General features: G+C 37.4%; 17 protein-coding genes. 5 read left to right on the top strand and 12 right to left on the bottom strand.

The genetic code is table 11. The annotated features are described in order from the left end of the window. Window positions 1-42: 42 nt before the first annotated feature. The 9 genes from MHH85_RS00765 to mutY form a co-directional block, all read right to left on the bottom strand. On the bottom strand, window positions 43-930 hold the full coding sequence (locus MHH85_RS00765; protein WP_390011951.1) for an ABC transporter permease: 888 nt from the start codon (window positions 928-930) through the stop codon (window positions 43-45). Between the two features lie 26 nt (window positions 931-956). Further along, window positions 957-1,961 carry an ABC transporter permease gene (locus MHH85_RS00760; RefSeq protein WP_340705671.1) on the bottom strand — a complete coding sequence of 335 codons (1,005 nt, stop codon included), beginning with the start codon at window positions 1,959-1,961 and terminating at the stop codon, window positions 957-959. A gap of 97 nt (window positions 1,962-2,058) precedes the next feature. After that, window positions 2,059-3,672 carry an ABC transporter substrate-binding protein gene (locus MHH85_RS00755; protein WP_340705670.1) on the bottom strand — a complete coding sequence of 538 codons (1,614 nt, stop codon included), beginning with the start codon at window positions 3,670-3,672 and terminating at the stop codon, window positions 2,059-2,061. A gap of 31 nt (window positions 3,673-3,703) precedes the next feature. Beyond that, a complete protein-coding gene (locus tag MHH85_RS00750; RefSeq protein WP_340705669.1) occupies window positions 3,704-4,687 on the bottom strand; it encodes an ABC transporter ATP-binding protein in 984 nt (327 codons plus the stop codon). Then, entirely contained in the window at window positions 4,662-5,681 is a 1,020-nt protein-coding gene (locus MHH85_RS00745; protein WP_340705668.1) for an ABC transporter ATP-binding protein, read from the bottom strand. The genes MHH85_RS00750 and MHH85_RS00745 overlap by 26 nt, the downstream gene beginning before the upstream one ends. A 178-nt stretch (window positions 5,682-5,859) precedes the next feature. Beyond that, window positions 5,860-7,608 (bottom strand): ABC transporter ATP-binding protein, encoded by a 1,749-nt coding sequence (locus tag MHH85_RS00740; protein WP_340705667.1) that lies wholly within the window; start codon window positions 7,606-7,608, stop codon window positions 5,860-5,862. A gap of 55 nt (window positions 7,609-7,663) precedes the next feature. Next, window positions 7,664-8,209, bottom strand: coding sequence for a nucleoside tri-diphosphate phosphatase (gene ntdP / locus MHH85_RS00735; protein WP_053418811.1), 546 nt, complete (start codon window positions 8,207-8,209; stop codon window positions 7,664-7,666). 136 nt (window positions 8,210-8,345) lie between these two features. Continuing rightward, entirely contained in the window at window positions 8,346-8,534 is a 189-nt protein-coding gene (locus MHH85_RS00730; RefSeq protein ID WP_038178545.1) for a gamma-type small acid-soluble spore protein, read from the bottom strand. A 65-nt stretch (window positions 8,535-8,599) separates the two neighbouring features. Continuing rightward, on the bottom strand, window positions 8,600-9,673 hold the full coding sequence (gene mutY, locus MHH85_RS00725) for an A/G-specific adenine glycosylase (RefSeq protein ID WP_340705666.1): 1,074 nt from the start codon (window positions 9,671-9,673) through the stop codon (window positions 8,600-8,602). A gap of 127 nt (window positions 9,674-9,800) precedes the next feature. On the opposite strand from mutY, the gene MHH85_RS00720 reads away from it, so the two are divergent. Beyond that, complete coding sequence (locus MHH85_RS00720) at window positions 9,801-10,778, top strand: metal-dependent hydrolase (RefSeq protein WP_340705665.1); 978 nt, start codon at window positions 9,801-9,803, stop codon at window positions 10,776-10,778. Window positions 10,779-11,585: 807 nt separating this feature from the next. On the opposite strand, the gene MHH85_RS00715 is transcribed toward MHH85_RS00720, so the two are convergent. Genes MHH85_RS00715 through recX form a run of 3 tightly spaced genes read right to left on the bottom strand, consistent with a single transcriptional unit; the run spans window position 11,586 to window position 12,976 of the window. Continuing rightward, window positions 11,586-11,846 (bottom strand): YfhJ family protein, encoded by a 261-nt coding sequence (locus MHH85_RS00715; protein WP_193737497.1) that lies wholly within the window; start codon window positions 11,844-11,846, stop codon window positions 11,586-11,588. A 1-nt stretch (window position 11,847) separates the two neighbouring features. Beyond that, window positions 11,848-12,174: a YfhH family protein gene (locus MHH85_RS00710; protein WP_038178552.1), complete on the bottom strand. Its 327-nt coding sequence runs from the start codon at window positions 12,172-12,174 to the stop codon at window positions 11,848-11,850. Then, window positions 12,167-12,976, bottom strand: coding sequence for a recombination regulator RecX (gene recX / locus MHH85_RS00705; RefSeq protein WP_340705664.1), 810 nt, complete (start codon window positions 12,974-12,976; stop codon window positions 12,167-12,169). Before recX ends, MHH85_RS00710 begins: the two co-directional genes overlap by 8 nt. Window positions 12,977-13,157: 181 nt before the next feature. Between recX and MHH85_RS00700 the strand changes: the two genes are divergently transcribed. From MHH85_RS00700 to MHH85_RS00685, 4 genes are all read left to right on the top strand, one after another. After that, on the top strand, window positions 13,158-14,057 hold the full coding sequence (locus MHH85_RS00700) for a TIGR01777 family oxidoreductase (protein WP_340705663.1): 900 nt from the start codon (window positions 13,158-13,160) through the stop codon (window positions 14,055-14,057). A gap of 50 nt (window positions 14,058-14,107) precedes the next feature. Then, window positions 14,108-14,929 (top strand): polysaccharide deacetylase family protein, encoded by an 822-nt coding sequence (locus MHH85_RS00695; protein WP_340705662.1) that lies wholly within the window; start codon window positions 14,108-14,110, stop codon window positions 14,927-14,929. Between the two features lie 33 nt (window positions 14,930-14,962). Beyond that, window positions 14,963-16,333 (top strand): 23S rRNA (uracil(1939)-C(5))-methyltransferase RlmD, encoded by a 1,371-nt coding sequence (gene rlmD, locus MHH85_RS00690; RefSeq protein ID WP_340705661.1) that lies wholly within the window; start codon window positions 14,963-14,965, stop codon window positions 16,331-16,333. A 266-nt stretch (window positions 16,334-16,599) separates the two neighbouring features. Next, the gene (locus tag MHH85_RS00685; RefSeq protein ID WP_340705660.1) at window positions 16,600-18,348 is read left to right on the top strand and encodes a methyl-accepting chemotaxis protein; all 1,749 of its coding nucleotides are present in this window, start codon (window positions 16,600-16,602) and stop codon (window positions 18,346-18,348) included. Window positions 18,349-18,354 lie beyond the last annotated feature (6 nt).

The following is an 18,354-nucleotide window of genomic DNA, read 5'->3' as shown; positions in this document are numbered from 1 at the left end:
CAATGTATCGTTTTTAATCGACACATTGGATGCTTTTATCATTTAGTTTTTCATTTTTGGATCAAGAGCATCTCTTAAACCATCACCCATTAAGTTAAACCCTAAAACAGTTAGCATAATCGCTAAACCTGGGAAAATCATAGTCCAAGGAGCATTGATTAAATAGATACGTGCATCAGCTAGCATTTTACCCCACTCTGGTGTAGGTGCTTCTGCTCCAAGTCCAAGAAAGCCAAGTGCAGCTGCTTCAATAATTGCAGATGCGACGGCAAGTGTTCCTTGCACAATAACCGGCGTCATTGAATTCGGTAAAATATGAGAAAATAGAATCCGAGCATCCTTCATACCAATCGCTTTTGCAGAAGTTATATACTCTTCTTGCTTAATACTCAATACCTTCGAACGAATGAGCCTTCCAAAGTTCGGAACATTAATAATTGCAATAGCAATTAAAGCATTTTGCAAAGATGGACCAAGTATTGATACAACTGCAATCGCAAGTAATATACTTGGGAATGCTAACATAATATCGAAAATTCGTGAGATGATGGTATCAACCCAGCGACCATAATAACCAGCAATAATCCCCAACATACTTCCGACTACAACTGAACCAATAACTGAAGAAAAACCAACCCATAGTGATATTCTAGCGCCGTGAACAACCCGTGAAAAAATATCCCGCCCAAAATCATCTGTGCCAAACCAATGCTCAGCAGATGGTGGTTGTAAACGATTCTTTAACACTTGGTCATTAATTCCTTCTGGAACAAAAAATGGACCAACTATAGCTAGAAGGATGAAGAACGCAACAATTACTGCCCCTACAAGCGCCGCTTTACTTTTCTTAAAGCTACGCCATGCTTCTCTCCATGGACCGACCGATTGATCTTGTTTAATAACTACATCTATAGTTGCATTCGGTGCCATTTCAGACATATCGAACTTCCCCCTCCCTAGTCATATTTAATCCTCGGATCTATAAGACTATATAAAATATCTACGATTAAATTGATCATAACAAAAACAAAAGCGATCACTAAAATACCGGATTGTATAACCGGATAATCACGGTATCCAATAGCATCATAAATATAGCGACCAATACCAGGCCAACTAAAGATTGTCTCTGTTAAAATAGCCCCACCTAATAGTAACCCCATTTGCAAACCAATTACTGTTAATACAGGAATGATGGCATTTTTGAGAGCGTGTTTATAAACAACCCAGAACATATTTTGCCCTTTAGCTCGTGCTGTTCTAACATAATCAGAACGCATCACTTCAAGCATACTTGAACGAGTCATTCTCGCAATAATTGCCATCGGGATTGTCGCTAATGCAATTGCAGGTAATATTAAATGTTTTAACACATCCCAAAGCTGGTCAAATCGTCCATGAATAATCGTATCTACAATATACAAGTACGTAATAGGATCGACGGGATTCCTGGCGTCCTCTCTACCTGATGTAGGGAGTAAATCCATTTGAATACCAAATACCCACTGCCCCATTAACCCTAACCAGAAAATAGGCATAGATACACCGATAAGTGCTAAAATCATTGCAAAATAATCAAACCAAGAATTTTGGAACCATGCTGAAACAATTCCTGCATTCACTCCAATGATTACTGCTAAAATCATTGCAAAAAGTGCTAATTCAAATGTCGCTGCTAAATACGGCCACAATTCACTTGAAACTGTTGCTTTCGTACGCATCGACTCACCTAAATCACCTGTCAATAAACCACCTAAATAATTGACGAACTGAATATACCAAGGGTTATCCAATCCTAGGCTTGCTCGCAATGCCGCTCTCGCTTCTTTTGTAGCCTGCTGTCCTAAAATTACTTGAGCAGGATCGCCTGGAATTGCACGAATAATTAAAAATACAATAAAGGTCATTCCGAGCAAAACCGGGATTAACTGTAACAGTCTTTTTCCAATATAGTGAAGCATCTTCTTCACCTCTCCATCTCAATTATGTAGAATAACTCTCGTTTGAAAAAACTCGCCTTCCGCCAAATAAGCGAAAGGCGTAGTTTAGTTGTCTAGCTTATTTAAAATCTACTTTTTCCAATCTGTCAGAACCAGTTGGATGTGGTAATAAGTTAATGACATCTGACTTACTAGCTAAAAGTGGTGTAGAGTGAGCCAGTGGAACCCATGGTGCTTCTTCATTAAAGATTTCTTGGACTTCTTTGTATATCGCATTACGTTTCTCTTCATCTACTTCTGTTTGAGCCTCAATTAATAACTTGTGTGTTTTAGAATTTTTGTAGTAAGTGTAGTTATTACTACCAATGCTATCCTCATCAAGAAGAGCGTATAGGAAATTATCAGCATCTCCGTTATCGCCAGTCCAGCCGAGTAAGAATGCATCTGCTTCCCCTTTTTCAGCTTTATCTAAATATACGCCCCATTCATATGAAACAATTTTACTCTTCATACCAACGTCAGCTAGATTCTTTTGAATTGCTTCAGCAATTTTTTGGCCATCTGGCATATACGGACGCGGTACAGGCATTGCCCATAATTCAATTTCTTTACCATCATAGCCAGCTTCTTTTAATAGAGCCTTAGCTTTTTCCGGATCATATCCATAGCCTTTAACATCGTCATTGTAACCACCAATTACTGGCGGCATTTGGTTTTTCGCAACTTCAGCTTGACCTTCAAAGAATGCGTCAACAATCGCTTGCTTATCGATTGCATAGTTCATCGCTTGACGAACTTTTACATTATCAAAAGGTGGTCGCGTTACAGTTAAACCAAGATAACCAATGTTCATAGATGGACGTTTAAGTAATTGTAAATCAGCATTACTTTCAATCGATGCTGCATCCGACGGACTAATACCGTCTGCTAAATCGATTTCACCTGTAGTTAAAGCATTTAAACGAGCAGAGTTGTCTGGAATAGAACGGAATACTACTTTATCAAGCTTCGGTAGTCCTTCTTGCCAATACTCAGGATTCTTCTCGATTGTTATTGAATCGTTACGCTTCCAAGAGACAAATTTGAATGGTCCAGTACCTACTGGATTATCACCAAACTTATCACCAAACTTTTCAAATGCCGTCGGGCTCGCAATAGCGAATGGACTCATTGCAAGATTTTTCAAGAATGGAGCTTGAGGTTGTTTTAAAGTGATAACTACTTTTAAATCGCCGTCAGCTTTCACAGATTTGATTACTAGACTTTTATCATCTTTAAAGCCACCAAATACTGATTTAAAGTAAGGGAATTTCTCTGCATCGCCGTTCATCCAGCGTTCAAAGTTTTTCACTACTGCATCAGCATTGAAATCAGTGCCATCGTGGAATTTTACGCCTTCTTGTAAGTCCAACGTGTAGCTTAAACCGTCTTCAGCAGCCTCCCAAGACTTAGCTAAACCAGGGTTTAATGTTGTATCTTGTTCACCAAAATTGATTAGTTTTTCATATAAGTTCTCTGTTACTTTGTAAGTCTCTCCCTCTGTTGTAGCAATAGGATCAAGTGATACAGAATCTCCCCCACGACCAAAGACTAACGTTTTTTCTTTTTTCTCTCCGCTGCCTTTATCATCGCCTTTAACATCATCCTTTTCATCGGATGAACATGCTGCTAATGCTGTAGACAACACTAGTAATAACATCAAGCCTAGCGCTAACCATCTCTTTTTCCTCATATACATAACCCCTCCACACTTTGCTCTATTATCATTGTTGACCTTGCTCATTATATAAATGACAAGCAACAGAATGACCTTTCTCAACTTCCTTTAATACAGGTACTGTTTTCGAACAAATATCCATTTTAAATGGACATCTTGTATGGAATGTACATCCCGCAGGAGGATTTGAAGGACTTGGAATGTCCCCTGTTATCAATATTTGCTCCCGTGTAAAGTTCGGATCCGGTACAGGAACTGCTGATAATAATGCCTTTGAATAAGGATGCAATGGTTTGCTATATAAAGACTCACTATCTGCTAGCTCAACCATCTTCCCTAAATACATGACCCCTACACGGTCACTAATGTGACGAACAACACCTAGATCATGCGCTATAAATATATAAGTAAGCTTTAAATCTTTTTGTAAATCTTGCATTAAATTTAAAACTTGAGCTTGAATCGAAACGTCTAGAGCTGAAACAGGTTCATCTGCAATAATCAGTTTTGGATTTGTCATTAGCGCTCTGGCTATACCAATACGTTGTCTTTGTCCCCCACTAAACTGATGTGGGTATCGTCTGGCATGATAGCTACTGAGACCAACAATTTCTAGGAACTCATTGACCTTTTTCTTACGTTCTTTTGCATCTCCAATGCCATGAACAACTAAAGGTTCCTCTAAAATTTTGCCTATTGAATGCCGAGGATTTAATGAGGCATAAGGATCTTGGAAAACCATTTGAATTTCCCTACGAGCTTTACGCATTTCTTCTTTAGATAAATCGGATAGCAGTTTACCATCAAATTCAATACTTCCTTCTGTTGGCTCTAGCAATCTCATAAGCATACGTCCCGTAGTAGATTTACCACAGCCGGATTCGCCTACAATTCCAAGTGTTTCACCTTCATTCACATAAAAGGAAACATCATCAACTGCTTTGACCTGACCGGATACTTTTCCAAGCATCCCTTGGCGAATCGGAAAGTATTTCTTCAACCCTTTAACTTTCAACAACGGCTCTGTCAACTGCAGACACCTCCTTTCTTTCGTGCAAGAAGCATCTTGTCTTATGTTCTGGGCTTGTTTGATATAAATTCGGATTTTCTACACGGCATTGCTCAAAAGCAAATTCACAACGAGCAGCAAAACGGCAACCAGTATTAACGGATCCTGGTTTTGGTACGTTTCCAGGTATAGAATATAACCGTTGTTTTTTAAAGCGCATATCTGGCACAGATTGAATAAGTCCTTTTGTATATGGATGTTGTGGGTCGTTAAATATTAATTTAACAGGGCCCTCTTCTACTACTTGACCGCCATACATAACGACAACTCGTTCACACGTTTCTGCAACAACACCTAAATCATGCGTAATCATAATAACAGCTGTATTCAATCGCTCATTTAAGTCTTTCATTAATTGTAAAATTTGTGCTTGAATCGTTACGTCTAATGCTGTCGTTGGTTCATCTGCTATAAGTACTTTCGGATCACAAACAAGTGCCATCGCTATCATCACACGTTGGCGCATACCACCGGATAATTGATGTGGGTATTCCTTTATTAACTCTTCAGCTCTTGGTAAACCCACTAACTTCATCATTTCAATCGCACGATTTCTAGCCTGCTTTTTTGACCAATCTTTATGATGGATTAATATTGCTTCCATCAATTGATTCCCTATTGTAAATAGCGGATTTAGTGACGTCATTGGTTCTTGGAAGATCATTGCTATATCTTTCCCTCGTACTTTACGCATTTCTTTTTGAGAAAGCTTAGTTAAATCCTTGCCATCAAATTCAATTTGTCCACCTGTAATTTTACCCGGTGGAGATGGTACAAGTCCCATAATCGATAAAGCGCTTACACTTTTACCACAACCTGACTCTCCTACAATGCCAAGTATTTCACCTTCTCTTACCGAAAAGTTAATATTATCTACTGCAGGGATTTCACCATCATCTGTGAAAAATGTCGTCTGAAGTCCTCTCACCCGTAGTAATTCTTTACGATCACTCATATAGTCCCCCCTTAAATTCGATAATTCGATATTTTCTAAATATTCAATTCTTTTTATCTATTTTATACTGTTAATTTGAAAAATTGCAATACTTTTCATATTTAAGTATTTTTATGACAAAAAAATAAAGACTCCCCTTAAATGAGAAGTCTTTATTTTATGCTATTTTATATACTACTTATGCATCTAGTCTTTGCATATGGAACAGGTTATGATAAATGCCTTGTTGTTCTATCAATTGCTCATGTGTACCTTGTTCTTTTAGTTCACCATGATCTATAACTAGAATTTGATCGGCATGTGTGATTGTCGATAAACGATGAGCTACGACGATTGTTGTTCTATCATGAGCTAACTTATCTAATGATTCTTGAATTAGAGATTCACTTTCTAGATCTAAAGCTGAAGTTGCTTCATCCAAGATTAGGATTGGTGGATTTTTCAAAAAGACTCTAGCGATAGCAACCCGCTGTTTTTGTCCACCAGATAATTTAACACCACGTTCTCCAACTTTTGTATCGTAACCTTCTGGTAATGAAATAATGAAATCATGAGCATTAGCTGCCTTAGCTGCTGCAATTACTTCTTCATCAGAAGCATCTGGACGTCCCATTAAAATATTTGATTTAACAGAATCGCTAAATAGAATATTATCCTGGAGTACGATTCCAATTTGTGAGCGTAGCGAATGGATTGTTGCCTCTTTAATATCCACTCCATCAACTTTTATAGCACCTTCCACCACGTCGTAAAATCGAGGTATTAGTCCTACTATCGTTGATTTACCTCCACCACTCATTCCAACAAGCGCAATTGTTTGTCCTGCTTGAATATTGAAACTTACATCGTTTAGTACATTCTGTTCATCCTCGGTATATCGGAATGATACTTTTTCAAATTGTACATCCCCTTTTAATGGAGGTAATGCTGCCGCATTTGGTTGATTTTCTACATCGTATTTCTCATCTATCAATTCAAATACGCGGTCCATCGAAGCGATTGATTGGGTAAGTGTCGTTGAAGATGTTACAAGTCTACGTAATGGTCCATATAGACGATCGATATAAGCTACAAACGCTACCATCGCACCGACTGAAAGTGGTCCTTGAATAACCATATAACCTGCAAATCCAATAACGAGTAACGGAGCTACTTCAGTAATCGTATTAATCACTGCAAAAGCTTTAGCATTCCATTTGGTTTGATCAAGTGCCTTGTCCAAAAACTCTCCGTTTGTCTCATCGAAAATTTTCTGTTCGTGCTTCTCTAATGTGAAGCTTTTTATGATACTCATTCCTTGAACACGTTCATGTAAATAGCTTTGTACTCCTGCTAATGCTTGTGAACGTTTGCGTGTTAAATCACGTAATCTGCCGAAAAAATATTTTACACAAAACGCATAGAATGGAAAGACGATTAATGTTACTAAGGTCAATTTCACATCTAATGTTAGCATTATCCCAATAGCGATTAGAATTGTTGCTAAGTCCAGCCAAACATTCATCAGACCGGTCATAATAAAGTTCTTCGTTTGCTCCACATCATTAATAACACGTGAAATGATTTCTCCAGCACGTGAATTTGCATAATAGTTCATGCTTAACTTTTGGAGATGTCCATACAATTCTTTGCGAATATCATATAATATCTTATTACTCACATGCTGAGCAAAGTATTGGCGATAATATTCTATTGGTGGTCTTAATACAAAAAATACAACAGCTGTTCCGCCTAGCCAATAGAATAGCTGTAATGTTTTTTCATCATTTGTTAAATTTTCTGCCAGCACAATATCATCAATTACAATTTTGATTAATATTGGAATAAATAACGGGATTGCAAATTTTACAATTCCTATAACAAGTGTTAATAGAATCTCCCAATTATAAGGCCTTACGAATCGCATATAGCGTTTAATACTGTCCAAAAAGTCACTCCCTTTTCAAGCGAAAAGCCTGCTGGTTTTAACCAACAGGCATTTATTAGTCATTATCATGAAGCTTTCTTTGAAATTGATAACGGCTCGTCCAAGCCTCTATAAAGTCAGGCGCAAATGGTCCACGTCTTTGGTGAATCCAACTAAGTAACTTATCAACATTTGATTTCAATATTTGATCAATTACAGATGGATAACTCATTTCCTCCTTATGTTGTTCATACTCATCTTCGTCAAGTAAAGTATAAGACATATCAGGAAACACTTTTACATCTAAGTCATAGTCAATATACTTAATAGCGTTATTATCAAAAACAAATGGAGAGCTCATATTACAGTAGTAATATACTCCATCTTCTCTCAACATACAAATAATATTAAACCAGTGCTCTGCATGAAAGTAACAAATGGACGGTTCACGTGTTAACCATGTTCGACCATCCGCCTCCGTTACGAGTGTACGCTCATTCGCTCCGATGACTATATTTTTTGTGCCTTTCAATACCATCGTTTCTTGCCAGACACGGTGGATACGGCCATTGTGTTTATAACTATGTATTTGTATTGTTTCACCTTCTAATGGAATCGCCATGCTAATGCCCACCTTTTCGATAAACACTTATTGGAAAAGCGCTCTTTGCTTAACATTATAACAATCATGAATAAAAACTTGTAGCAAAAAATAAGCGAAGGCCAAAAGCCTTCGCTCATTAGGGTGTGTCCCATGATTAGTTCGAGTTATTTTGATTGTTCTTAGCAAATTTACCCGAAGCTTTTTGCTTGTTTTGCTCAGCTTTATTATTTTGCTTTGCTACTTCGCTGAAATCAGTTTCAGCTCCAAACTCCTCAAACATGTTTTGCGCATTGTTTTGCGCATTGTTTTGTGATTTGTTTGCACTGTTTTGATTCTTTTTCATGGAAATCACCTCCGTGCTATCTAATTTGCGTAGCTTGGAGTTATTTATTCTTGGTAATATTTCCTTTATAAATTTGTTGATTGAATTTGATAACATTGCCACACTTTTTGCATTGGTACTGGCATTGGTAAAGCAGCCATCTCTTCAACCGTGAACCACTGGCAATTATCAGGAATGATTTGTTGTTCCTCACAATTAATAAAGTAACTTTCTATATGCCAAGTTAAATGTGAAAAAATATGTTTGAATGAAGTTAATTTTTCGCGTGATAATAAGTCTAAGCTATATTGTTTTGATAATGTCGTTTCGTTTGTAGTATCGGTATCTGTTTTTTGCTCAATCATTGGAAATTGCCACATATTCGCTAGTAGACCTTTTTCAGGACGCTTTTCGATTAAAAATTGGCCTTTAGTATTTCTTACAACATAAACGTCATAAGGAATGTGCTTCATCTTTATTTTTTTCGTTTTAATAGGTAGCTTCTCCGGATTTCCCTCATTGAAAGCTGTACAAAACTCTCTTACTGGGCATAATAAACATTTAGGAGAAGTAGGCGTACAAATCATCGCACCTAACTCCATCAAACCTTGATTAAATTCGGATGGATGAATTGGGTCAATGAGTTCCATAACTGCATTTTCAAACGTTTTTTTCGTCTTAGGAAGTGCAATATCTTCTTCAATTAGTAAAACTCTGCTTAGTACACGCATAACATTGCCATCAACAGCATGCTCTGCTTTATTATAGGCAATACTAAGAACGGCTCCTGCAGTGTACGGGCCAACACCTTTTAGTTTCGATATTTCTGGTCGATTATCGGGCACTTTACTGTTATAATTTTCGACCACTTCTCGAACACCTGCTTGTAAATTGCGTGCTCGTGAATAGTATCCTAGCCCTTCCCATTGCTTCAACAACTTCTCCTCTGGTGCGTCTGCCAAATGTCGAATTGTTGGAAATTCACTTAAAAATCGTTCATAATATGGGATAACCGTGTCGACTCTTGTCTGTTGAAGCATCACTTCTGACACCCAAATTTTATAAGGGTCGTTCGTTTTTCTCCACGGTAAATCCCGTTTTTCTTTTTTAAACCACTCGACTAATGCTTGTTGGAATTGATGTTTATATTGATAGTACACTTTTTCCTCCTAGGTATTTTCGATTTATTTTAACAATGTATATAGCTATAAAATGTAACACAACTGATTATTTTATCTAATAAAATTGAAACAATTTCTCTCCCAATATTTAAGGAGCTGATTATTTTTGGATTCAGGTACACATTTAGTAATGGGTATTGCACTAGGTGGTTTAGCATTAGCTGACCCAGTAGTAGCTGATAGTTCCATGACAACAGCTGCGGTTATTACAGCAACAATCATTGGATCACAAGCACCCGATATCGATACGGTTTTAAAATTGCGTAATAATGCTGTTTATATTCGGAACCATCGCGGGATCACACATTCAATTCCCGCTGTTATATTATGGCCTATTCTAATTACAGGCGTATTATCGTTGTTATTTCAAGGTGCTAATATATTGCATCTATGGCTTTGGACATTTTTGGCTGTTTTCCTTCACGTTTTCGTTGATATTTTTAATGCTTATGGAACACAAGCATTTCGGCCAATTTCGAAAAAATGGATTGCGCTCGGTGTTATCAACACATTCGATCCTATAATTTTCGGATTACATGTAATAGCACTAATGCTATGGGCATTTGGCTCCGATCCCGTTTGGACAATAACCAGTTTATATAGCATTATTGTGATTTACTATTTAATCCGATTTATCTTACAGCAAGCCGTTAAGCATGCTGTAAAAAATACCATTCCAGATGCCGAAAAAATAATACTTTCACCAACAATGCGCTTTTTCCAATGGCGTGTTGCGGTCAACTCAAGCTCCACACACTACGTCGGACGAGCATATGGGCGTTCTATCACCATTTATGACAAATTCCCAATAGAACCACTACCAGACACTCCATTATTCCACGCAGCGTTAGAAGATTCCAATTTAGCTGCATTCGTATCATTCTCTCCCTTATACCGTTGGGAAGTAAGTGAGCTTGAAAATAATTACCATGAAGTACGATTAATCGATCTACGTTATCGAAGCGAAAATCATTATCCCTTCGTCGCAGTCGCACTACTAAACAATAATTATGATGTCGTCCAATCCTACACAGGCTGGATATTTAGCGAAGACAAACTACGAAAGAAACTGATTGTGGATTAACTTAAATGCTGAAGGCGCTCGTTTAGACTCGACAAGCACTGGAGCCTTCGAATCGAAAACGTTTTTTCAGTTTTCGTCCGAGAAGGTGGAAGTGACCTCGAGAGTCTAGCGCCTGAAGCTGGATAACTTAAATGCTGAAGGCGCTCGTTTAGACTCGACAAGCACTGGAACCTTCGAATCGAAAACGTTTTTTCAGTTTTCGTCCGAGAAGGTGGAAGTGACCTCGAGAGTCTAGCGCCTGAAGCTGGATAACTTAAATGCTGAAGGCGCTCGTTTAGACTCGACAAGCACTGGAACCTTCGAATCGAAAACGTTTTTTCAGTTTTCGTCCGAGAAGGTGGAAGTGACCTCGAGAGTCTAGCGCCTGAAGCTGGATAACTTAAATGCTGAAGGCGCTCGTTCAGCTGCGAAACACGTTGGAGGGCGGAAGCCAAAGTCGCTCTTTGACTTTGAGCGCCCGACCGAAACGTCGAGCAGCTGGCGCCAACTGTTGCACTAACTCAGGTGATTGTTGCATATTCACTGCTATTTGTTGTACTAACTCGAGTGATTGTTGCGCTAACTCGCCTCTTTGTTATTTAGCAGAATATTCACGTCCTAAAACTGACGTAATTCTAGTCTTACCAAAACGAGTTATCCCTTTTATTTATCCAACCTTTAGAAAAGCTGCCAAAATCGGCAGCTTTTCGTGTTTATCAATGAAGTTGCTTGATAAATACAGTATCTCACTCAAAAAATGCTACCAACTAATATACATCCTCAATAAACTGACCGCTACACATTAACGTAGCGGTCAGTTTATTGTAATCAGTTATCAGTTGCATCTAGTAAGTGAGCGTATTTTGGATTACGTCCTGCGAATTCATGTAGTTGATGACCATAGCCTTGAATCCATTGGCGAATGATTTTCTCAGTCATTTCAGTACCTTGATAATCATAACCCGCTTTTGCGTATGTCGCTTCAAAATCAGACCATAATAATTCAATCCACACGCGTGCACGTTCTTCTGTTAGTAATTCATTACTATCTTTCAGTTCCATTACAAGTTGATCTATTATTGCTTCCAATTTACATACCTTCCTTTACTGGTGTTAACATTGAAATTGGTAAAGCTTCTTCATAATGATCGCCACCAAGTCGATATCCCCATCCAAAGCGTCCTTTTAAGTATTCTAATTGAAAGAACACACCTGGATCACCTTCTATACGATACATTTCACCAGGTTTAAAATCGTCTGGGTTCAATAAAAATGCTTGAGCCATTAATGCTTTTCGTTCATAAACAGCAAATTCATTAAGAATACCTAATTGCTCTGCTTTTCTCGCCTTTTCTTTTAATGTTGCGATTTCTGTTCGTAATTCTGATGGTGTCATATCGCTATATTTTTTATCCATTTTCTCGCTCCTTCTCTTCTATGAAAGTTTCTATAATATCAGCTGGAAATCCTTTTTGATATAGAGTTTGCTTTACACGCATATGCAGATCATATCCACTATATTTCGTAGCATATTTACGCCATGCTTTGTCACCTTGCACTTGAATCATTTGTTGCCATTCATCATCTTCTCGTGAAAATTCAATTTGTTCAAGTACTTGCTCTATTATCGCAAAGGAATAGCCTTTTCGCATTAAGTTATCTTGAATTTTCTGTTTTACTTGAGTCGGCGTTTTACGTCGTTCAGAAAAAGCAACCTTCTCTCCTAACTTCAAGGCAATACTTAGCTGCTCTTCCTCAGAAAAGGTTTCTAGCACTTCTTCTTGTAACTTTTTATCAATACCTTTTTTCTGCATATCTTGTCTAATTGCACGAGGCCCTTTTTTAGCAGTCTTCTTCTTCGTTTCAAGAAGTGCTTTTGTATATGTGGCATCATTTAAAAAACCATGTTTATTTAATTTTTGAATAGCCTCTTGAATAACGGCCTCTCCAAATTCTAAGTCAAGAAGCTTCTTTCTCACTTCATATTCACTGCGCATTTGATAACTTAGAAAGCCCAGCGCACGATTATACGCTCTTTGAATTTCATCATCAAAGGCAATCTCATCTAGCTCGAGCCCTTCAATCACTTTACCTTTTGTCAGGCCAAACTGAATTAAAATGGTTTCATCAACACTAAAAGCGTAGTCTTCATTTAAAAAGATATTATAGCGCTCTTGGTTTTTCTTTTGGCGCGTAATTTTTGTGATTACTCGAGTCATCGAAACACTCCTTCACTTAAATATAGTATACATCTTTTCTAAGTTACCTTCATTTCATCTATACTTATATATAATCAAAGCATACATATGTATGGAAAGCTATAACACTTGATTTGATTAAAGCAATCAATTAGTTCATGTTTTTTCACTACCCAATCTTACATGGAGGGACGTTAAAATTATGAAAATTGCAATTACAGGTGGCACTGGTTTTGTAGGACGTGAGCTTACTAAACTTTTACAGCAACAAGGTCATGACATTTTTATCTTAACGCGGAAAAAAAGCTATGAAGCAAATGGTATTCACTATATACAATGGCTAACAGAAAATGCAATGCCTGAAGCACATTTACAAAGTATAGATGCCTTTATTAACCTAGCCGGTACTTCTTTAAATGAAGGACGTTGGACAGATAAGCGTAAAAAGGATATCTACGACAGTCGCATCACTGCGACCCAGGAAGTCCTACGTATTATTGAAACACTTGATGTGAAACCTAAAGTACTGATTAATGCCAGTGCAATTGGCATCTATCCATCTTCAAAAGCTGCAGCCTATACAGAAGGCTCACCTCAAGTGGCAAAAGACTTTTTAGGTAAAACCGTCAAACACTGGGAGCAAGAAGCAAAAAAAGCCGAAAACTTTGGTGTTCGTGTAGCTATGGCACGTTTCGGTGTCATCTTAGGTAAAGATGCTGGTGCACTTTCTCTAATGGTTTTACCCTATAAACTTTATGTAGGTGGTACAGTTGGTTCTGGTTCCCAGTGGGTATCTTGGGTACATGTCAAAGATGTTGCATCTGCATTATGTTTTGCATTAGAAAATGATCGTATTGTAGGACCATTTAATATAACAGCTCCTAATCCAATTAGGATGAAGCAAGTAGGCGAAATAATTTCATCCGTTCTTGGTAGACCACATTGGTTTCCTACTCCATCATTTTTACTGAAAATTGCATTAGGTGAAAAAAGTAATCTCGTTTTAGAAGGACAGCAGGTTTTACCTAAAGTTTTACTAACAGAAAACTTTCATTTTGACTATCCAACATTAGAATCAGCATTAAAAAATTTGTACGCATAAAGATCAATCCTTAGCGCAACCTACTTTAAAAATAGAAAGGTTGCGTTTTTATGTGGAAAAACCATTTGCTCGGAATTGTCATTGCAAGTGTTCTTGTTTTTATTGGTGCTATCGTCAATCCGTTTAGCGCTTCTGCAGATGAGCTTCATTGGGGTTTTAAAAAAGCTCAAAACGAACAACCGGCAGAAGCTGGTGCAGCACTCGATCAAACATTAGAAAAGTACGGCGCTATTTATAAAGGAAGTCCTGATGAAAAGGTTATTTATCTAACCTTTGATAATGGCTATGAAAATGGTTATACAGCAAGCATACTCGACACCTTAAAAAAGGAGAAAATTCAAGCAACATTTTTCCTGACAGGTCATTATTTAACGAGTGCTACCCCTCTTGTTAAGCGTATGATAGAAGAAGGTCATGATATTGGTAACCACTCGTACGGTCACCCGAATATGGCAAGAATAAGTGAAGAGGAAATATTAAAGGAATGGAAGAAGTTCGATGATAAGCTAAGAGAGATTACAAAAGTCGAACGAACTATTTTTGCAAGACCACCTGAAGGCACCTTTAACGAAAAACTGCTTCAAGTAGGTAATGATGCTGGCTACCGACATATATTCTGGTCAGTTGCCTTTAAAGACTGGCTTAAAGACAAACCGCAAGGCTGGAAATATGCATATGACAACCTTATGTCACAGCTACATCCTGGTGCCATCGTCCTCATGCATACCGTGTCGCCTGATAATGCGGAAGCTTTACCAAAATTCATCGAAGCTGCACGCAAGAAAGGTTATCGATTTGATTCCATTAATAATCTTGTAAACAAAGAAGCCGGTTTAGCTGGTTCTTTCAAAACACACGACCGTTCGTTATAATGAAGGAACATAGCGAAAAAGGACGTGTAATTTTTGACGCAACAATCAATTATGGAAATGGGACAAAAACTTACTATAACAATTAAAAGGCTCGGCATTAATGGTGAAGGAATCGGCTACTATAAACGTAACGTTGTTTTCGTCAAAGGCGCTCTTCCTGGTGAAGACGTCATCGCACAAGTGACGAAGGTAAATCGAAACTTTGCGGAAGCAGAAGTTGTGAAAATTCACAAAAAATCACCGATACGCCAAACACCACCATGTCCAGTTTATGAGGAATGTGGCGGTTGCCAATTACAACATATAACATACAAAGGACAGTTAGCAGCAAAACGAGATGTCATCGTTCAAGCTCTAACAAAGTATGTAAAATCACAAGCAAACAAAATCGATGTGCGTCCTACAATGGGCATGGACGATCCTTGGCATTATAGAAATAAGAGCCAATTCCAAGTACGGAAGCCTGGCAATAAAGTGCTTGCTGGTTTGTATTCTGCCAATAGCCATAAACTGCTGAACATTGAAGAATGCGTTGTACAACACCCTGCAACAACGAAAATCACTACTGCTACAAAAAACATTTTAGATGAGCTTAACATCCCTATATACGATGGTCGCTCAAAAGGAATTGTACGTACAATTGTTGTTCGTACTGGAATAAAAACAGGTGAAGTACAACTCGTGCTTATTACGACACGTAAAAACTTCCCTAAAAAAGAAGTGCTAGTTGAACGTTTAAAACAAATTGATCCAGCTGTTGTATCCATCGTGCAAAATATTAATGCTGAAAAAACCTCGTTAATATTTGGTGACGAGACATATACATTAGCTGGAAAAGAGACAATTCATGAAGAACTTGGTGAACTTGCATTTGATTTATCGGCACGTGCCTTCTTCCAACTTAACCCTACACAAACTGTCCATCTCTATAATGAGATAAAAAAAGCAGCTGCATTAACAGGCAAAGAGACTGTTGTTGACGCTTATTGTGGCGTTGGTACAATCGGTCTTTGGTTGGCAAAGGACGCAAAAGAAGTACGTGGAATGGATATTATTCCAGAAAGTATTCAAGATGCTAAGTTAAACGCCAAAAAGCATGGCTTTAAGCATGTTAAATATGTGACAGGCTCCGCTGAAGAATGGTTAGCAAAATGGCGTAAAGAAAAATTCGTACCGGATGTACTAACAGTAGATCCTCCAAGAACAGGCCTTGCACCAAGTCTTCTAAATACAATTTTACAAGTTAAACCAAAACGCTTTGTTTATACTTCTTGTAATCCATCGACTTTAGCAAAGGACTTACAGGAGCTTACAAAGGTATATAACATTGAATATATTCAACCGATTGACATGTTTCCCCAAACAGCTCATGTTGAATCAGTCACATTATTAACATTGAAATAATCCATTAAAAAGATTGAAGTTCTTATGAGCTTCAGTCTTTTTTATTATTACTTATTACCCCCTTCTATAGATTCAAATCCCTAAATCATTTTAATAAAAAAAGTATATTTCCCTACTTATCACACAGTACAATTTACTAAAATAACACATTTATAGCTACTTTTCGACAAGTTATTACATTTTTCTGCATTTTTTCTCATTGATTATCATAGTTTACAAATCCATAATAGTATTAACAGATTTTTTACTATTAAGGAGGGGGCTCAATGCAAAGGATACGTAACTCTATTCAATGGAAGCTCATGTTAAATTCATTACTTCTTGTCGCAATACCTTGTATCATTATTGGTTTTTTCAGTTACCAAAGTGCAAAATCTAATATGGATAAATTAGGTGAAACGATTGTGAAAAACAGTGTCCAGACGACGATGCAGCTAATCTCTTCACTAGATGCTGAAGTACAGAAAGGAAACTTGTCCCTAGAAGATGCGCAAGAAGCTGTAAAGATTCAAATCATTGGTAAAAAGACAGAGGATGGACATCGAGAGATTACATATCCTGGTGATTTAGGTGAAAGTGGTTATATTTTCATTTTGCAAGAAGATGGCTTAATGCTTGCCCATCCCAATATTGAAAATCAACAATCGTGGGAGTTAAAAGACAGTAATGGACAATATTTTATCCAGAAAATTATTAAAAACGCAAAAGCAGGTGGTGGTTTTGTCGAATATCCATTCCATCTACCTGAAGATGAAAAGAAACTTGCTGAAAAAATTACATATGCCGAAATCGATCCAAACTGGGGTTGGGTTATAAGTGCCGGTAGCTACAAAAAAGACTTTAACTCATCCGCTCAAAATTTACTTATTGTCATGGGGATAGCCTTTACCGCCTCACTTATCATTGCGACTATAATTATGTACTTATTAGCTAAACATTTTGGTAATCCTATTTTAAGACTAACGAATAAGGTAAAAGAGATTTCTACGGGTGACTTAACTGTCCAATTACATGAAGTAAATCGCGGAGATGAGTTAGGACAATTGAATACTCATTTTGATGTGATGGTAACACAATTAAAAACCTTAATAAGTGAAGTAGATACAACGATAAATGATATACAAGATGCCTCATCAACATTAACCGCTGTATCCGAAGAGGCGACTGCTTCTACAACAGAAATTACGCGTGCTGTGTCGGATGTCTCAGCTGGATCATTACAGCAAGCAAGAGATGCTGAGGAAACAAAACTAGTTATTATGGGTATCTCAGAACAAATAAAAAATCTATATCAAAAAAATGAATTTATGCAACAGTCTTCAGAACAGATGCAAAATTCAAATGAACAAGGGCTAAATAATTTAACTTTATTAAAAGAGAAATCAACAAAATCAGCTGACTTAGTAGAGCATGTACAAAAAGTATTTCAATCCCTATCTTCCAAAATGAAAGATATTGAGAATATTATACAAACGATTAATCAAATCTCTGCCCAAACAAATTTACTAGCTCTTAATGCAAGCATTGAAGCTGCTAGAGCTGGTGAGCATGGTAAAGGATTTGCTGTTGTAGCAAACGAAGTCAGAAAACTAGCTGAACAGACTGCAGCATCCACAGAAAGTGTTCAACAAACGTTACGTGGTATTGAACAAGAAACCTTACTTGCAAACCAAGAAATTGACAAAACATCTTTGATTGTCAAAGAACAAAATATAGCTGTTTCAAATACAGAAATGTCATTTGAGGATATTAAATCAAATGTAGGTACCATCATTTCATCCATCGAAAACGTCACAGAGAGCGTTAATATATTAATGGCTTCTACGGAGATGTTTACTTTTGCGATTGAAAGCATTGCTGAAGTAAGTGATCAAAATGCCAAAGCTTCTACGGAAGTATTTGCTTCGGTTGATGAACAGCAACATGTCATGGATATTGTGGCTAAATCTGCATCGCAGTTATCGAATGAAATTAATTCATTAAAATCATCTATTGCACAATTTAAACTAAAATAAGTAGAC

Source organism: Viridibacillus sp. FSL E2-0187, assembly GCF_038006425.1.
In the GTDB taxonomy this organism is placed as follows: domain Bacteria; phylum Bacillota; class Bacilli; order Bacillales_A; family Planococcaceae; genus Viridibacillus; species Viridibacillus arvi.
Note: the sequence above shows the minus strand (reverse complement) of the source record. Positions and strands in the feature narration are given on the sequence as shown.

Coding starts and splice junctions, on each gene's coding strand:
- MHH85_RS00695 (WP_340705662.1), top strand. CDS start 14,108: ATGTGGAAAAACCATTTGCTCGGAATTGTCATTGCAAGTGTTCTTGTT.
- MHH85_RS00710 (WP_038178552.1), bottom strand. CDS start 12,174: ATGGATAAAAAATATAGCGATATGACACCATCAGAATTACGAACAGAA.
- MHH85_RS00730 (WP_038178545.1), bottom strand. CDS start 8,534: ATGAAAAAGAATCAAAACAGTGCAAACAAATCACAAAACAATGCGCAA.
- MHH85_RS00700 (WP_340705663.1), top strand. CDS start 13,158: ATGAAAATTGCAATTACAGGTGGCACTGGTTTTGTAGGACGTGAGCTT.
- MHH85_RS00760 (WP_340705671.1), bottom strand. CDS start 1,961: ATGCTTCACTATATTGGAAAAAGACTGTTACAGTTAATCCCGGTTTTG.
- recX (WP_340705664.1), bottom strand. CDS start 12,976: ATGACTCGAGTAATCACAAAAATTACGCGCCAAAAGAAAAACCAAGAG.
- ntdP (WP_053418811.1), bottom strand. CDS start 8,209: ATGGCGATTCCATTAGAAGGTGAAACAATACAAATACATAGTTATAAA.
- MHH85_RS00745 (WP_340705668.1), bottom strand. CDS start 5,681: ATGAGTGATCGTAAAGAATTACTACGGGTGAGAGGACTTCAGACGACA.
- MHH85_RS00685 (WP_340705660.1), top strand. CDS start 16,600: ATGCAAAGGATACGTAACTCTATTCAATGGAAGCTCATGTTAAATTCA.
- MHH85_RS00755 (WP_340705670.1), bottom strand. CDS start 3,672: ATGAGGAAAAAGAGATGGTTAGCGCTAGGCTTGATGTTATTACTAGTG.
- MHH85_RS00765 (WP_390011951.1), bottom strand. CDS start 930: ATGGCACCGAATGCAACTATAGATGTAGTTATTAAACAAGATCAATCG.